Source organism: Pseudoalteromonas sp. CH_XMU1449-3 (assembly GCF_037027245.1).
Classification (GTDB): Bacteria; Pseudomonadota; Gammaproteobacteria; order Enterobacterales; family Alteromonadaceae; genus Pseudoalteromonas; species Pseudoalteromonas shioyasakiensis.
Map to the genome: position 1 here is coordinate 213,054 of NZ_JAYMDY010000003.1, position 14,723 is coordinate 227,776.

Sequence of the window (14,723 nt, forward strand, 5' to 3'; positions counted from 1 at the left end):
GCTAATTAGGCACGGCTTTGTTGCTGTTTTTCCACCTTTAGGCCATCGGCATCAATACCACGCTTCCAATAGGCGGATGCAACAATGTGTTCACGGTCAATTTCAAAACTGCTTGTAATTAAACGGCGAATTGCCTTCACCAAATTTGCTTCTAGCGCCATAAACACCATAGGTTGCGTGTTATAGCCAGCACATAAGCGTGTTATTTGGTCGAGTAGATCTGTTTCTGGCTCATCTGTAACTAACCATTCAACACTATGTTGGCTGTGTGCTTTAATTTGCTCAAGCTCAATGATGTCGGCTTTATCAGCAACATGAATAATGACATCGACAGTGGCATCTTGTGGCAGGGCTTGTAAGTAGCCATTGATTGCATTTACAGAAGTTAAATCTGCCAGCATTAAATAATGTGTTTGCGTAAAATCAGTGAGTTTTTTAGGGCCTGGGCCTGCTATACCTACCTCGTCGCCTACACATGCATTTTGTGCCCAGTTAGTTGCCACGCCTTGATGTTGGTTAACCACAAAGTCGAGGGTAATTGCACCGTTAACAGGGTTGATATCGCGAATAGTGTAAGAGCGCATTAATACTGGGTGCTCAGCGTGTAAATCAAGTTCAACCTTAGATTCACCGGCATGCGGGAGTAATACCTTTACGTACGCACCTTTTGCATCTTGTGGAAAATCGGCAAACTCCTCTGAGCCAACAACAATTCTTTGTAGATGCGGGGAAATACGTGTAGTACTTAATACGTTTGCACGACGAACTTTTCTAGCCATCTTGGTCTCCTAGCTGGTTAAATTGCACAACGCCCCAATAGTTGATATAGTCAACTATACGCTTTTAATTGACTTTGTCAACTAATGCAAACTTGCTTAACTTAGGTGAACCATGCCACAAACCTCTCTTTCTTCAGCTTTATTTACATTGGCACAAAGTTACCGTGTCACTGTACGCGAAGCCATTAACGCCAACGAGCTTGGTCTTAACGCACTGCATGTACGCTGTTTACATATTATTGCCGAAACACAGCACTGTACTGCCAATGATATTGTTGCCAAAACCGGTCGTGATAAAGCACAAATAGCACGCTTAGTAAAAGAGCTTATAAAGCTTGAACTGGTTTCTAAATGTGCTGACGAAAACGATAAGCGCTGTTTAATTTTATCCTTTACTGATCAAGGTAACGCCCTGTTCTCGCGTTTAGAAGTTGCAGAGCAAGAGGTTGATGCCAAACTTTGCCACGGTTTAACTGATCAGCAAGTACGTGATTTTATCGCTATTGCCACAACCATGATCGAAAATATCAATCACAACACCCCGTGATCTTATTGGCAAGATAACCACAAACCACTATACTGTACAAACGTACAGTATAGTGGTTTTGTTATGCGTGTTATTCCTATTTATATCGAAGCTGGCGTATGTGGTTTTGAATCACCGGCAGCACAATACAAAGAGCTAGGTCTATCATTAGATCAGCTATTAATTAAACACCCTGATGCAACATTTATTGGTATTGCCTCTGGCGAATCAATGCAAGGTGTGGGGATTTTTGATGGTGACTTATTACTGGTTGATCGCGCCGAAGACGTTAAAAATGGCGATGTCATTGTCGCGAATCTAAATGGTTTATTTGTTTGTAAGCTATTAGATAAACACAATGCACAGTTATTATCAGCCTCACCTAAATACCCCGCAGTGCAACTACGTCAATCTGATGAATTTCAATTAGAAGGCGTGGTCACTCGCTCAATTCGCTTACATCGCAGTAGTAAAGAGCTATTAGCATGTACGCCTTAGTCGATGCGGTGGCCTTTTATGCCAGCGCCGAAAAAGTATTTGATCCGGCTATTCGTAGTAAACCGGTTGTGGTTCTTACTAACAACGATGGTTGTATTTGTGCCGTGTGCCCTATTGCACGAAAGCTGGCTATTCCAAAATTTCAGCCTTATTTTCAAGTAAAGAAAATACTCGAAGATAACCAAGTGGTGATCCGCTCATCTAACTATGAGCTGTATGCGGATTTAAGCGAGCGGATGATGAACGTGATTGGCCGCTTTTGCGATAATCAGCACATATACTCTATTGATGAATCATTTTTAAACTTTACTGGTTTCAAAAAACTTATTCACGATTGGCATCGTTATGGCCATGATATTCGCCGTACCGTATGGCGCGAAACAAAGCTACCTGTTGGGGTTGGGTTTGGCCCAACAGCAACCCTAGCCAAAGCCGCCAATCATGCAGCGAAAAAACTCCCCGGCTTTGATGGCGTTGCAGTGATTGACTCAGAAACTTCACGGGTAGCCATTCTAAAAGCCATGGACGTACAAGATGTTTGGGGCGTTGGTCGACGCTTAGCTAAAAAACTCAAAGCAATGAATATTAATACAGCCTTTGATTTAGCCGAGCAAGACCCACGAAAAATAAAACGCCTTTTTAGTATTGTATTAGAGCGTACAGTGAACGAGCTACGTGGCAAAAGCTGTTTAGCCTGGGATGAAGTACGCCAAGACAAAAAAGAGATTTTTTCGACCCGTAGTTTTGGAGAGCGTATCACTGACGCCACCGCGCTGAAAACGGCACTGATCAATCATTGTGTGATTGTAGCAAGAAAACTACGTGCGCAAGGCTCACAGACTCAACGTTTATTAATGTTTGTGGCCAGCTCTCCTCACCAAGATGGCTATTATAAAAAGTCCTATATTTATGAATTTAGTGTCGCCACTGCCGATAGTTGCGTGTTTGCCAATGCTATCAGCGAGGTATTTGATCATCTCTATAAACCTGGGGTACGATTTTATAAATGTGGTGTAGGTGCTCTTGAGTTATCAAGCCAAATGTTCCAGCAACCTGATCTATTTCAAGCGCCTATCGATAACCCAAAACTGATGAAGTGTCTTGATAGCATTAACACCCGTTATGGCGTGGGTACCCTTGCCATAGCCAGCGAAACTCCAACAACCCGTTGGCATATGAAACGCGCGTACTTATCACCTCATTACACAACCCGCTGGCATAACCTACCAAAAATACATTGCTAAAAATCTGCCAGCTTAGCATTTAGTAAACTGCATAAATCCTTAGGTGCCAACGAAATCTCAAGGCCTCGCTTACCAGCTGAAACATACATCAAGTCAAAGCTATCTGCAGATTGATGCACATAGGTATTAAGGCGCTTTTTCTGACCTAGCGGGCTCACCCCACCTAAAATATAACCTGTGGTATTTTCAACTTTTTGTTGTGGAGCCATTTGTACTTTTTTAACCTTTGCCGCCTTTGCCAGCATTTTCAGGTTAACTTGTTGGCTAACTGGCACAATAGCAACCAAAAGCTGGTGGTCAGCATCTTCAAGTACTAAGGTTTTAAATACTTGCTCAGCTGGTAGCTTAAGCTTTTCAACCGCTTCAAGGCCAAACTGTTGTTGCGAAGGCTCATGCTGATAGCTGAGCACATCAAAGCTAATACCTTTCTTCTTCAGTAAGTTTATAGCCGGCGTCATTGATTTTCCTATAACTAATGAATTAGCAGTCACTTTATAAAACATACCGTGAACAAGGAATATAAGGCAATAGAAAAACCGCTACAAAACACACTAAATAGACCTAATTCGACTACACTAAAGTAATGAATCCTGGGCAGGGTAACAAGCATGTCTAGACACACAGGGCTCTATCTAGCCAAACAGTTATTTATCATACTCACCCTATTGTATGCAACGAATACCTCGCGTGGAATGCCTACATGGATTGTCAAAGCAAATGCCATACGCTTGGCTTAGAAAAAGGCCGAATACAAAACACCACATTTTCAGAGGATGTGACTTTATGTCGTTGTCTTGCTGATACCGACTACTACGTTGTGCTGAACTAAATCTGAAAATACCGACTAGGAATTAGGGAAATTTCACGTATTATTAAATTGATTATAAGTTAAACAAAGGAAAGTACATGTTTTTAGACTACTTTGCACTGGTCATGCTAGTGTTTGTAACGGTAGTAATATTTTATGGTGTTATTGCCATTCACGATATTCCCTACGAAATTGCCAAAAAGCGTAATCACCCTCATCAAGATGCCATCCATTATGCAGGCTGGGTTAGCCTATTTACCCTACACGTGCTGTGGCCATTTTTATGGGTTTGGGCGACATTATGGCGTGATGACCGCGGTTGGGGTTTTAACCAGATCCAAAAGGAACAGGAAGACTTAGCAGAGAAAGTAGCAAGCCTGACAGCCACAGTGGCAGCACTACAAGCACAAATAAATGCTCAATCGAATAATAAAGAGAAATAGAATATGGATTTGTTATTAATACTTACTTATACCGCATTGTGCATTGGTATCTTTAAAGTTTTTAAAATCCCACTTAATAAATGGACGGTACCCACCGCGGTACTTGGTGGTGTAGTGCTGATCGGCGCTTTGATCCTGTTAATGAACTATAACCACCCACATTCAAATATGGCCAGCAGTGCCTATGTCACAACACCTATTGTGCCAAATGTACGCGGTACCGTTGAAGAAGTTGCAGTAAAACCAAATCAGCCTGTTAAAAAAGGTGACTTATTGTTTCGCCTAGACGATACCTTATATCGAGCCAAACTAAATCAAGCGATTGCCGCTTTGCAAGATGCAAAACAGTCAGTGCTCGGTTTAGAAGCGGCCTATAAATCAGCACAAGCCAGTGCCCTAATGGCTAAAGCTGAATATGATCGTAGTAAAAAAGAATACGAACGTTATGAAAAAGGCGCAAAAAGCGGTGCTTACTCAAAAGGTCAAGTTGATAATAAATTAGGTGTATACTTAGCAGCAAAGGCAAGTTACGAAGCAGCACAGGCCGAAGAGTTACGTCAAAAACTTGCATTTGAGTCTGAAATAAACGGCGAACAAACTAAAATTGCCGCAGCTCGCGCTAATTTAGAGCAAGCTCAATTTAACTTAGACAGCACAAGCGTTTATGCACCTACCGATGGCTATGTTACACAACTAACATTACGCCCTGGGATGATTGCAGTACCAATGCCACTACGCCCAGTAATGACCTTTGTGCACAAAGAAGATACCGTTTACGTCGCTGCATTTAGACAAAATTCACTATTAAGACTCGAACCAGGCTACAAAGCAGACTTTATCTTTAAAGCTATTCCTGGCAAAACCTTTGCGGGTGAAGTACTCGATGTATTACCTGCTATTGGTGAAGGGCAAGTACAAGCACAAGGCACACTGATGGGCACTGAGTTTTTTGCTCGCCAAGGCCGCGCAATTGTCACCTTAAAAATCACAGACGACATGAGTGAATATCACCTACCACAGGGGACAAGCACAGAAGTCGCTGTTTATTCAGAACACTTCGAGCACGTATCAGTAATGCGTAAAGTATTGATCAGAATGAAAAGTTGGCAAAACTACCTATTCTTAGATCACTAAAGTAGGCAATTACCAATAAAAAAGGCGCTTACTAGCGCCTTTTTTACTCTCTAACTAAAGTTACTTAACTAGAGTTACTTAGTTAGGTCATCGAAAAACTTCTTAACACCGTCAAAGAAACCTTTTTCTTTTGGACGGTTTTTAGAGCCATCTTTACCCATGCTTTGCTCAAGTTCTTCAAGCAATTCACGTTGACGATCATTAAGATTAACCGGCGTTTCAATAACCACTTTACAGATCAAGTCACCTTGAGCGCCACTACGTACAGACTTAACGCCTTTACCACGCATACGGAACATCTTGCCCGTTTGGCTTTCTGATGGGATCTTCAGTTTTGCACGGCCATCCAGTGTCGGTACTTCAATTTCACCGCCCAGTGCTGCTGTTGTGAAGCCAATAGGCACTTCACAATACAGGTTATTACCATCACGTTGGAAAATCGGATGTTCACGTACAGAAACCTGAACGTATAAATCACCTGCTGGTGCTCCATGCATGCCCGCTTCACCTTCGCCCGATAGACGAATACGGTCACCTGTATCAACACCTGCTGGGATCTTAACTGATAAGGTCTTAGTTTTTTCTACGCGACCTTGACCATGACAGCTGTCACATGGATCAGAAATAATTTGACCTGTGCCCTGACACGTAGGACAAGTTTGCTGAACCGCGAAGAAACCTTGGCGCATTTGTACTTGGCCTGCACCATGACAGGTAGTACATGTTTTTGGTTTAGAACCCGCTTTTGCACCGCTACCGTCACATGGCTTACAGCTAACCCAGGTTGGTACTTTAATTTCGACATCTTTACCACGAACAGCCTCTTCAAGGCTTAAGTCCATGTTGTAACGTAAGTCCGAACCACGTTGTTGACGCGATTGACGACGACCACCGCCACCACCAAAGATATCTCCAAACACATCACCGAAAATATCACCAAAATCACCATGACCGCCGCCGAAGCCACCGCCATGACCGCCACCACCTTGTTCAAAGGCTGCATGGCCGTACTGATCATACATTTGACGCTTTTGTGGATCAGTTAGTACTTCGTAGGCATCTTTTACTTCCTTAAATTTAGCTTCAAGGTCTTTATCGCCTGCGGTACGGTCTGGATGATATTTCATCGCTAAGCGCTTATACGCTTTTTTTATGTCTCGTTCGCTGGCATCTTTGCTCACGCCGAGAACTTCATAATAATCGCTTTTTGACATATCTATCACACTACTCTTTTTACTGCAGCTACACTGCGTAAGGTAAATCGACTGATACAAATCGTATTATGGTCATAACCATTTAAGAGGATTAGCAACTTATCAATTTACCGTTTATATACATGCAAAAGGCGCGTCAAGCGAAATCGCTGGCGCGCCTCAATCATTTCATCCTAACTTAATTGGCTAAACAAAGCAGCCATTATTGTGTTAGGCAGAAGCGAAACAAGCAATTACTTGTCGTCTTTCACTTCTTCGAACTCTGCATCAACAACATCGTCGTCTTGTTTTGCAGAAGATTGCTCAGCACCTGCATCCGCACCGCCTTGTTGTTGCTGTGCTTTAGCTTGTGCAATTTCCATTAGCTTTTGTGACTTCTCAGCAAGAGCTTGCGTTTTCGCTTCAATCTCTTCTTTGTTGTCACCTTTAATCGCCGCTTCTAGCTCTGTAAGCGCAGCTTCGATTGCTTCTTTATCTTCTGCAGGTAATGCATCACCCGCTTCTTCGATTTGCTTACGTGTACCGTGAACCATTGCATCAGCTTGGTTACGAGTTGCTACTAGCTCTTCGAATTTCTTATCTTCTTCAGCGTGCGCTTCAGCATCACGAACCATTTTTTCTACTTCATCGTCGCTTAGACCTGAAGAAGCTTGGATTGTGATCTTCTGCTCTTTACCTGTATCTTTATCTTTAGCAGATACATGTAAGATACCGTCCGCATCTACGTCGAATGTTACTTCGATTTGTGGAGTACCACGTTGTGCTGGGCGAATACCTTCTAGGTTAAATTGACCTAGTGATTTGTTATCGCTTGCACGCTTACGCTCACCTTGTAGTACGTGAATCGTTACCGCTGATTGGTTGTCTTCTGCTGTTGAGAAAACTTGTGATTTCTTAGTAGGAATCGTCGTGTTTTTCTCAATTAGCGCTGTCATTACTTGACCCATAGTCTCGATACCTAGTGATAACGGAGATACGTCAAGTAGTAGTACGTCTTTAACGTCACCAGCTAGTACACCACCTTGAATCGCTGCACCTACTGCAACTGCTTCATCTGGGTTCACATCTTTACGAGGCTCTTTACCAAAGAACTCAGCAACTGTTTTTTGTACTAAAGGCATACGTGTTTGACCACCAACAAGGATGATGTCATTTACGTCGCTTACTGATAAGTCAGCATCAGCTAGTGCGCGCTTAAGTGGCTCGATTGACTTAGTTACTAAGTCTTCAACAAGTGACTCAAGTTTTGCACGAGTAACTTTAACGTTCATGTGCTTAGGACCAGTTGCGTCAGCAGTCACGTACGGTAAGTTAACTTCTGTTTGTTGAGCAGAAGAAAGTTCAATCTTCGCTTTTTCAGCAGCTTCTTTAACACGTTGCATTGCAAGTGGATCAGTTTTAAGGTCGATACCTTGATCTTTCTTAAACTCTTCAACTAAGTAGTTGATAACACGGTTATCGAAGTCTTCACCACCTAAGTGAGTGTCACCGTTAGTTGCTAGAACTTCAAACGTGTGCTCGCCTTCAACTTCATCAATCTCGATGATAGAGATATCGAAAGTACCACCACCTAAGTCATATACTGCAACAACGTTTTCACCTTTATTTTTGTCCATGCCGTATGCAAGTGCAGCGGCAGTTGGCTCATTGATGATACGTTTAACTTCAAGACCAGCAATACGACCAGCATCTTTAGTTGCTTGACGTTGTGAGTCATTGAAGTATGCAGGTACTGTGATTACTGCTTCAGTAACCGCTTCACCTAGGAAGTCTTCTGCTGTTTTCTTCATTTTTTTCAGCACTTCTGCTGAAATTTGTGGTGCAGCACGTTTCTCGCCACGTGCTTCAACCCATGCATCACCGTTATCAGCTTTTACAATTTTAAAAGGCATGATACCGATATCGCGTTGTACTTCTTCGTCTTCAAAACGACGACCAATTAGACGCTTGATTGCAAATAATGTGTTAGTTGGGTTAGTTACTGCTTGGCGTTTTGCAGGTTGACCAACTAATGTTTCACCGTCTTGCGTATATGCAATGATCGATGGTGTTGTGCGATCGCCTTCCGCGTTTTCGATAACGCGTGCTTTATCACCGTCTAGTACTGCTACACAAGAGTTAGTAGTACCTAAATCGATTCCAATAATTCTACCCATGAATCTTCTCCAACTTCAAAATTCGTTAAAACGTTCGATGACTAGTAGATAGGGGTGCAGGAAACTGAATTCAACTGTAAAAATGAAAAAAATTTACTTTTTTTTGAAATATTTTCGAAATGGGCGTTTTTTCCACAAAAAGCGCTGTTTTCTCAGCCTGCTTGCAGGATAAACAAACTGGTCTGACGACTTTAGCTATGCTATAACAAACACCATAACAATAAATGTTAAGGAAAATTATGCATTTTGAACAATTACTCGCCATGGCAGCTGAACTAGGCAAAGACAAAACAAAAGTTATGCAGTTTCCAGAAAACTGGTGCCAAGGCCGCACAGCGTTTGGTGGATTATCTGCAGCTTTATTATATCAAGCTATACGTCAGCATATCGATAGCTCTCGTCGTTTATTATCTTTAAGCACTAACTTTGTTGGCCCTTTAATCGCTGACAATGATTTTTCAATCGACGTTGAAATCTTACGTGAAGGAAAAAACAGTGCGCAGGTACTAGCAAAAGTGATTCAAAATGGCGATGTTTGTGTTATAACACAAGCCTGTTTTGGTGCACAGAGACAGTCCGATGTTCGTGTAGATGTCACTAAGACCATGCAGCTAAAACCGGTTGATGAGCGTTTCACTCTACCTTATAAGGAAGGCGTCATGCCGGCATTTTTCCAGCATGTGGCATTGTGTTTACAAGACGGCAATATGCCTTTCTCTGGAGCAGATACCTCACATTTAGGTGGCTGGATGAAATTCAAACATGTGCCAGAGCAAATGACTGAAGCCCATATCATCGCCCTAACAGATGCATGGCCACCAACCTTATTACAAATGTATAAGCAACCTGCACCAGCAAGTAGTATGTCGTGGTACATAGAATTTGTAGAAGAGCCTGCAATTGCCCATGATGCTTGGATTGGCTACGAAGCGGTTACACACCATAGTAAGGATGGCTATGGGCTAGAAGATGGCTGCATTTGGAGTGAAGACGGTAAGCTAATTGCGCTAAGCCGCCAAACCGTCGCGTTATTCGCGTAACTCGGGCTCTGAAAGTTGCGCGTACTCAGTACCATCAAGGCGAATAATTGCTTGGTACTGGCCTGACTCAATGATCTCACCAAGACCCAAATTAAAGGTGTTTTTTAAAGTTTTACTGTAAAAAAACGCAGGTCTTGGTGCTTCTTTAAAGATTGCATGCACAATAAAAGGTTTTACCTCAGCGCTTTGTTTGTATTTTTCTAAATAATATAAAAACACTCGGCGCTCTAAAATGATTACATCGACCCAGCCTTTCATAAGGTGATCAACTTGTGCTTCTTGGTTAACTACTTCTTCGTAAGAACGCAAAATATTGGTAACCGATTTAAAAGGTGCTTCAATGAAATTCGTCGCATTTTGAAAGGCAAGCACGCTTTTACCTGCTAAATCGTAAATACTATTAATTTTCAGCTCTTTATTGGCAAGGCTAACCGCCACATTTTGGTAGCTCAGTAGCTCGTCACTTTTATAAACATGCGACGTGAGTACGGGTGGAAAATTTAATGCAATATCTACCTTGCCCTGCATAAGCTGCTGCTCAGCACGCTTATTAGACATGTAATGGATATCGATATTAGAAATGCCTTGCGATTTGAAAGCAGCTTTCAATATTTCGAGTTGAATACCGCTGTTAGTGTCTTGAATGACGTAAGGAGGCAAAGAGGCGCTTGCAGCAACAACTATAGGCTTTTGCGTATTTGGCTCAGATAAACACTCACCTTTAACACTAACAAACAACATTAAAAGGATAAATAATTGCTTCACTGCTCACCTTAAAGAATTAAATGTATTAAAAAGCGTAATCGCTTTGTACAAATATTAGCTTATATTAAACAAAGGTGCATTTGAATTTATACACTATTTGATGCAAACTTAACTAAGTTCTTGTTTAAGAGACCCTAAGTTTGCAAACAGCCTGTCCTAGCTGCGATCTTGTCATTGAGATCCCACACTTAAGTGCAAAACAAGTGGCAATATGCCCTCATTGCAATACAAAGCTTTCGGCATCGCAAGCTAACCAAGATAGTATGGTGGTCGCACTAAGCTTAAGTGCTATTGTTATGCTACTGAGTAGTATGTTTTACCCATTTCTGTCTTTTACCAGTAGTGGTATTACCCAAACAATCACCTTACCCGATGCCGCTCGTATTCTCTTTAATTACGACAACGACTTTTTAGGTTTGTTCATCGACACCAGTATTATTGGTCTGCCCCTTCTTTTATTAGTACTCATAATTCCTCTGCATTTAGGCTTACTAAAAGCGTTACCATATCAATGGGGAAAAAGACTGTTAAAAACCACCTTTGCGTTAGAACCTTGGATCATGTCTGAGATTTTTTTAATTGGCGTGATGGTCAGTATGGTTAAAATCATGTCGATGGCCGATATTGAATTTGGTGTAAGCTTTTGGGCCTATAGCGCTTTTGTTATCTGTTATGTGGCAGCCACAGCAAAATTAAATAAGCACACCTTATGGAAACAATTAAAAGAACCAGAATATATAGAGCAAACACAGCCAAATACGCGTGCTATTGATCAAGGATTAAGAGCATGTCATGTTTGTGGACAACTGTGTGCGACCGAAATCTGTTCACGCTGCGACTCTAAAACTTACAGTCGTAATCCTTTTAGTGTGCAAAAAGCCGCAGCATGGTTATTAACCTCAGTGGCCTGTTATATTCCTGCTAATGTCTATCCTATTATGTACACCACAAGCCTTGGCGATGAAAATCCATCGACTATTATTGGTGGGGTAATGATTTTATGGAATAGTGGTTCGTACCCTATCGCAATGATCATCTTTTTAGCGAGTGTGGTTGTTCCCCTTGCCAAAGCGCTAATATTAAGTTTTTTATGCTTTATGGTGATGAGGCCAGCAAACAGACAAACTAAAAGCTATACGCGTATCTATCAATTGACTGAATTTATTGGTAAATGGTCAATGATCGATGTATTTGTTGTGGCGATTCTAGTAGCCTTAGTGCAACTCGGAAACTTAATGTCAGTAACACCTGGCATTGGCACAATATTTTTTACAACCATGGTTATTTGCCAGATGTTGGCAGCCCATGCGTTTGATCCCCGTTTATTGTGGGATAACCCAGATAACTTAAGTACTGCGAAACAAGAGACCTTGGCATGAGCGAAACCGCTAAAATAAAAACAGCGCCAAATATATCGGCCATCTGGATCATTCCAGTTATTGCCTTATTAATTGGCGCATGGATGTTGTACCAGTATCAAGCAAATAAAGGCACCACCATCTTCATCAAAATGCCTCATGCAGAAGGTATTGTGGCTGGTAAAACAGAGATAAAAGTTCGTAGCGTGAAGATTGGCCAAATCGACCATGTTCGTTTATCAGATAAACAAAATAGCGTTATCGCACGGGCGCAAATCGATAAACATTACGACGATTTACTCACAGATGATGCGAAAATTTGGGTTGTAAAACCACGGATTGACGATACCGGCATAAGCGGCATGAGTACCCTTCTATCTGGTGTGTATTTAGAATTTGCACCGGGTGAGAGTAAAAAGCTAGCCGAAAGATTTGAGCTACAAGATGAACCGGCTTTAATTGGTAAAGATGTAAAAGGTGGGCGCTTCACACTGTTAAGTTATAACGCAGAAGTGCTTGATGTGAGTACCGGTATTTACTTTAAAGATTACAAAATAGGCCAAATAGAAACCGCCACCTTTGATTGGAAGAACCAAGCGATGAAATATGGCATTTTTATAAATGAGCCATATCAAAACTTGATCACCTTAAACTCTATTTTCTGGGTAAACTCAGGCATCGAAATAGACCTCTCTGCAGATGGTATTAATGTTAATACAGGCTCGTTAAGTAAATTGCTCAAAGGCGGTATTTCTGTTGGTATTCCTGAGCAACAAGCGCCCGGTGAAGTTGCCAGTAACGGCCATAGTTTTTCTTTAAGTAATAGCTACAAAGCCGCCTTAGAAGAACGCTTTTATGATTTTGACTACTACTTAATCGACTTTGAGCAATCAATTCGCGGCTTACGCGCTGGCGCTCCTGTAGAATACCGAGGTATGCGTATCGGTAGTGTAGTTGAAGCACCTGCAAGTGTCATAATAGACGGTAAGCCTGCACACTTTAGAACTGATAACACCGCAGTACCTGCCCTGATAAAGATTGAGTATGGGCGCCTCTACCACGACAGTACAGCAGCACGCGAGTTTTGGCATTCGAGTTTAAATGGCTGGATCAAAAATGGTCTTCGTGCTTCTTTAAAGCCGGGTAACTTACTCACTGGCGCCGTGTACGTTGACTTAGATATTTACGATAATGCAGAGCCTGCCGAATTAAAGACAATAGCCGAGTACACTGTATTCCCGAGTGTATCAAGCGGTATTACAGTCATAGCCGACCAAGTCTCTGATGTATTAAATAAAGTAAATAACCTTAAAATTGAAGATAGCTTGGCACAAATGCAGACCACCTTTGCCGAGTACCAAGCGCTTGCTCATGACATGAGAGAGCTACTAAATAAACAAGATACGCAAGACTTACCGGGTGATATTAATCGCAACTTTGCAGAAATGACTAAGAGCATGCAACAGTTCGATAAAACCATGAAACAATTTGAAAAGACCATGGCAAGTTATGAGCAAGGTTCAACATTCCACCAGCAGTTGCAAACAACTTTATCTGAATTTAAACGTTTAAGTGAAGAGCTACAGCCATTCACACGAGGCTTAAACCAGCAACCTAATATGTTGATCTTTGATAAAGAGCTACCAGCAGACCCAACGCCGAGGAAACAATAATGAACTATAAACTCTGTGCTTCAGTGGCATCAGTGCTGTTACTTTCGGCCTGCAGTCAGACTTCGTTCTCAACCATTGAGTATTATCAATTTTCGCAGCCAATTACTGCGATGCAACGCTTAGCAGAAAATACGCAAGCTCAGCTCAGAATTAACACCGTACAGCTACGTGGTGCGCTTAATAATCGTGGCATTGCTATGGTTCTCGACAACAACCGAGTCAATGCTGCTAACTACCATTTATGGAGCGAATCACCTGATTTAATGTTAACCGCCAGTGCCCATCAAAAGCTTTACACTGAGCTTGATAATTGGATGGTAATAAAGGGCTTGCCGGTGATAACTGATTTAGATCAGCAAAGTTTCTATGAATTAGAATATGAGCTACATCACTTCAACGGCGATGAGCAAGGCAATGCCAACATTGCCGGGCTTTGGCGTTTGTACTATACAAACCCTGAGTCGGGCCGAAAGTTAAAAGCAGTCAATTACTTCAATGAGCTTACGCCATTACAAGACAGTGATTACGAAGGGCTTGTTGCAACACTTGAGTCAACCTGGCTGAAGGTTAACAAACAAGTTGCAAACGAAGTATCAAAGCTTGCTCTTTAATAAGAGTTTTAGAGGCTGATTGTTATCGTTAATGATGACATCGCCTATAAACTCAAAACCAAGTTTCTGTAACACCTTCTGTGAACCAATATTTGTTTGCGAGGTTATTGCAGCAAGCACACCAAGCTCTAATACGTGTTTTTTGGCCATCAATAACCGAGCAGCAGCTGTAATGATACCCTTGCCTTCATATTTAGCTAACAAGGCAAATCCTAAATCGGGGATAGCTAACGCATCGCGCTGAAAGAGCCCCACCATTCCAACCGGTGTATCATCAGCTAAACAAACAATATAACTGCCAAAGCCCAATTGCTGGTGGCTATTTATAAAGGTTTGTTGAATATAATGCTCAGCTTGTACGGGCGTATTAATATTTTTATTACCGATATGTTCTAAGAATGTTGCTTGATTTAAAAGCTCTACGATAAACGCGGCATCATCAGGCTGTCCGGCACGTAAATATATATCTAACAT

General features: G+C 41.8%; 16 protein-coding genes. 10 read left to right on the forward strand and 6 right to left on the reverse strand.

Annotated elements, in window-relative coordinates:
• Positions 1 to 5 precede the first annotated feature (5 nt).
• Complete coding sequence (locus tag WA256_RS05870; protein WP_335989687.1) at positions 6 to 779, reverse strand: siderophore-interacting protein; 774 nt, start codon at positions 777 to 779, stop codon at positions 6 to 8.
• Positions 780 to 891: 112 nt separating this feature from the next.
• Here WA256_RS05870 and WA256_RS05875 point away from each other — a divergent pair, with 112 nt between their 5' ends.
• The 3 genes from WA256_RS05875 (at position 892) to WA256_RS05885 (ending at position 3,047) form a co-directional block, all read left to right on the forward strand.
• On the forward strand, positions 892 to 1,326 hold the full coding sequence (locus WA256_RS05875) for a MarR family winged helix-turn-helix transcriptional regulator (protein WP_054563088.1): 435 nt from the start codon (positions 892 to 894) through the stop codon (positions 1,324 to 1,326).
• 63 nt (positions 1,327 to 1,389) lie between these two features.
• Entirely contained in the window at positions 1,390 to 1,803 is a 414-nt protein-coding gene (locus tag WA256_RS05880; protein WP_054552219.1) for a LexA family protein, read from the forward strand.
• The gene (locus WA256_RS05885; RefSeq protein WP_335989693.1) at positions 1,791 to 3,047 is read left to right on the forward strand and encodes a Y-family DNA polymerase; all 1,257 of its coding nucleotides are present in this window, start codon (positions 1,791 to 1,793) and stop codon (positions 3,045 to 3,047) included. Before WA256_RS05880 ends, WA256_RS05885 begins: the two co-directional genes overlap by 13 nt.
• Here WA256_RS05885 and ybaK read toward each other — a convergent pair.
• Positions 3,044 to 3,505 carry a Cys-tRNA(Pro) deacylase gene (gene ybaK / locus WA256_RS05890; RefSeq protein ID WP_062565479.1) on the reverse strand — a complete coding sequence of 154 codons (462 nt, stop codon included), beginning with the start codon at positions 3,503 to 3,505 and terminating at the stop codon, positions 3,044 to 3,046. The genes WA256_RS05885 and ybaK overlap by 4 nt on opposite strands.
• Before the next feature lie 242 nt (positions 3,506 to 3,747).
• Between ybaK and WA256_RS05895 the strand changes: the two genes are divergently transcribed.
• From WA256_RS05895 to WA256_RS05905, 3 genes are all read left to right on the forward strand, one after another.
• Entirely contained in the window at positions 3,748 to 3,876 is a 129-nt protein-coding gene (locus tag WA256_RS05895) for a hypothetical protein (RefSeq protein ID WP_335989697.1), read from the forward strand.
• A gap of 77 nt (positions 3,877 to 3,953) precedes the next feature.
• Positions 3,954 to 4,298, forward strand: a complete 345-nt coding sequence (locus WA256_RS05900; RefSeq protein ID WP_054552213.1) for a DUF3302 domain-containing protein — start codon at positions 3,954 to 3,956, stop codon at positions 4,296 to 4,298.
• A 3-nt stretch (positions 4,299 to 4,301) separates the two neighbouring features.
• Positions 4,302 to 5,432 carry an HlyD family secretion protein gene (locus WA256_RS05905; RefSeq protein ID WP_335989702.1) on the forward strand — a complete coding sequence of 377 codons (1,131 nt, stop codon included), beginning with the start codon at positions 4,302 to 4,304 and terminating at the stop codon, positions 5,430 to 5,432.
• Between the two features lie 74 nt (positions 5,433 to 5,506).
• On the opposite strand, the gene dnaJ is transcribed toward WA256_RS05905, so the two are convergent.
• Together dnaJ and dnaK are read right to left on the reverse strand one after the other, a co-directional pair.
• A complete protein-coding gene (dnaJ, locus tag WA256_RS05910) occupies positions 5,507 to 6,646 on the reverse strand; it encodes a molecular chaperone DnaJ (RefSeq protein ID WP_054563084.1) in 1,140 nt (379 codons plus the stop codon).
• Between the two features lie 233 nt (positions 6,647 to 6,879).
• The gene (gene dnaK / locus WA256_RS05915; protein ID WP_055021216.1) at positions 6,880 to 8,802 is read right to left on the reverse strand and encodes a molecular chaperone DnaK; all 1,923 of its coding nucleotides are present in this window, start codon (positions 8,800 to 8,802) and stop codon (positions 6,880 to 6,882) included.
• 239 nt (positions 8,803 to 9,041) lie between these two features.
• On the opposite strand from dnaK, the gene WA256_RS05920 reads away from it, so the two are divergent.
• The gene (locus tag WA256_RS05920) at positions 9,042 to 9,842 is read left to right on the forward strand and encodes a thioesterase family protein (RefSeq protein ID WP_063529897.1); all 801 of its coding nucleotides are present in this window, start codon (positions 9,042 to 9,044) and stop codon (positions 9,840 to 9,842) included.
• Here WA256_RS05920 and WA256_RS05925 read toward each other — a convergent pair.
• Positions 9,831 to 10,607, reverse strand: coding sequence for a transporter substrate-binding domain-containing protein (locus tag WA256_RS05925; protein ID WP_063529896.1), 777 nt, complete (start codon positions 10,605 to 10,607; stop codon positions 9,831 to 9,833). The genes WA256_RS05920 and WA256_RS05925 overlap by 12 nt on opposite strands.
• A 140-nt stretch (positions 10,608 to 10,747) precedes the next feature.
• Here WA256_RS05925 and WA256_RS05930 point away from each other — a divergent pair, with 140 nt between their 5' ends.
• Genes WA256_RS05930 through WA256_RS05940 form a run of 3 tightly spaced genes read left to right on the forward strand, consistent with a single transcriptional unit; the run spans position 10,748 to position 14,249 of the window.
• Entirely contained in the window at positions 10,748 to 11,986 is a 1,239-nt protein-coding gene (locus WA256_RS05930; RefSeq protein WP_335989711.1) for a PqiA/YebS family transporter subunit, read from the forward strand.
• Positions 11,983 to 13,638 carry an intermembrane transport protein PqiB gene (gene pqiB, locus WA256_RS05935; protein WP_251602308.1) on the forward strand — a complete coding sequence of 552 codons (1,656 nt, stop codon included), beginning with the start codon at positions 11,983 to 11,985 and terminating at the stop codon, positions 13,636 to 13,638. Before WA256_RS05930 ends, pqiB begins: the two co-directional genes overlap by 4 nt.
• Positions 13,638 to 14,249: a PqiC family protein gene (locus WA256_RS05940; RefSeq protein WP_335989714.1), complete on the forward strand. Its 612-nt coding sequence runs from the start codon at positions 13,638 to 13,640 to the stop codon at positions 14,247 to 14,249. The genes pqiB and WA256_RS05940 overlap by 1 nt, the downstream gene beginning before the upstream one ends.
• On the opposite strand, the gene WA256_RS05945 is transcribed toward WA256_RS05940, so the two are convergent.
• Entirely contained in the window at positions 14,232 to 14,723 is a 492-nt protein-coding gene (locus tag WA256_RS05945) for a GNAT family N-acetyltransferase (RefSeq protein ID WP_335989715.1), read from the reverse strand. The genes WA256_RS05940 and WA256_RS05945 overlap by 18 nt on opposite strands.

Excerpts from the sequence above, each read along its gene's own strand:
- pqiB (WP_251602308.1), top strand. The coding sequence starts at position 11,983 with ATGAGCGAAACCGCTAAAATAAAAACAGCGCCAAATATATCGGCCATC.
- WA256_RS05920 (WP_063529897.1), top strand. The coding sequence starts at position 9,042 with ATGCATTTTGAACAATTACTCGCCATGGCAGCTGAACTAGGCAAAGAC.
- WA256_RS05895 (WP_335989697.1), top strand. The coding sequence starts at position 3,748 with ATGGATTGTCAAAGCAAATGCCATACGCTTGGCTTAGAAAAAGGCCGA.
- WA256_RS05905 (WP_335989702.1), top strand. The coding sequence starts at position 4,302 with ATGGATTTGTTATTAATACTTACTTATACCGCATTGTGCATTGGTATC.
- WA256_RS05875 (WP_054563088.1), top strand. The coding sequence starts at position 892 with ATGCCACAAACCTCTCTTTCTTCAGCTTTATTTACATTGGCACAAAGT.
- WA256_RS05940 (WP_335989714.1), top strand. The coding sequence starts at position 13,638 with ATGAACTATAAACTCTGTGCTTCAGTGGCATCAGTGCTGTTACTTTCG.
- WA256_RS05870 (WP_335989687.1), bottom strand. The coding sequence starts at position 779 with ATGGCTAGAAAAGTTCGTCGTGCAAACGTATTAAGTACTACACGTATT.
- WA256_RS05885 (WP_335989693.1), top strand. The coding sequence starts at position 1,791 with ATGTACGCCTTAGTCGATGCGGTGGCCTTTTATGCCAGCGCCGAAAAA.
- ybaK (WP_062565479.1), bottom strand. The coding sequence starts at position 3,505 with ATGACGCCGGCTATAAACTTACTGAAGAAGAAAGGTATTAGCTTTGAT.
- WA256_RS05880 (WP_054552219.1), top strand. The coding sequence starts at position 1,390 with ATGCGTGTTATTCCTATTTATATCGAAGCTGGCGTATGTGGTTTTGAA.
- WA256_RS05900 (WP_054552213.1), top strand. The coding sequence starts at position 3,954 with ATGTTTTTAGACTACTTTGCACTGGTCATGCTAGTGTTTGTAACGGTA.
- dnaK (WP_055021216.1), bottom strand. The coding sequence starts at position 8,802 with ATGGGTAGAATTATTGGAATCGATTTAGGTACTACTAACTCTTGTGTA.
- dnaJ (WP_054563084.1), bottom strand. The coding sequence starts at position 6,646 with ATGTCAAAAAGCGATTATTATGAAGTTCTCGGCGTGAGCAAAGATGCC.
- WA256_RS05945 (WP_335989715.1), bottom strand. The coding sequence starts at position 14,723 with ATGTTAGATATATATTTACGTGCCGGACAGCCTGATGATGCCGCGTTT.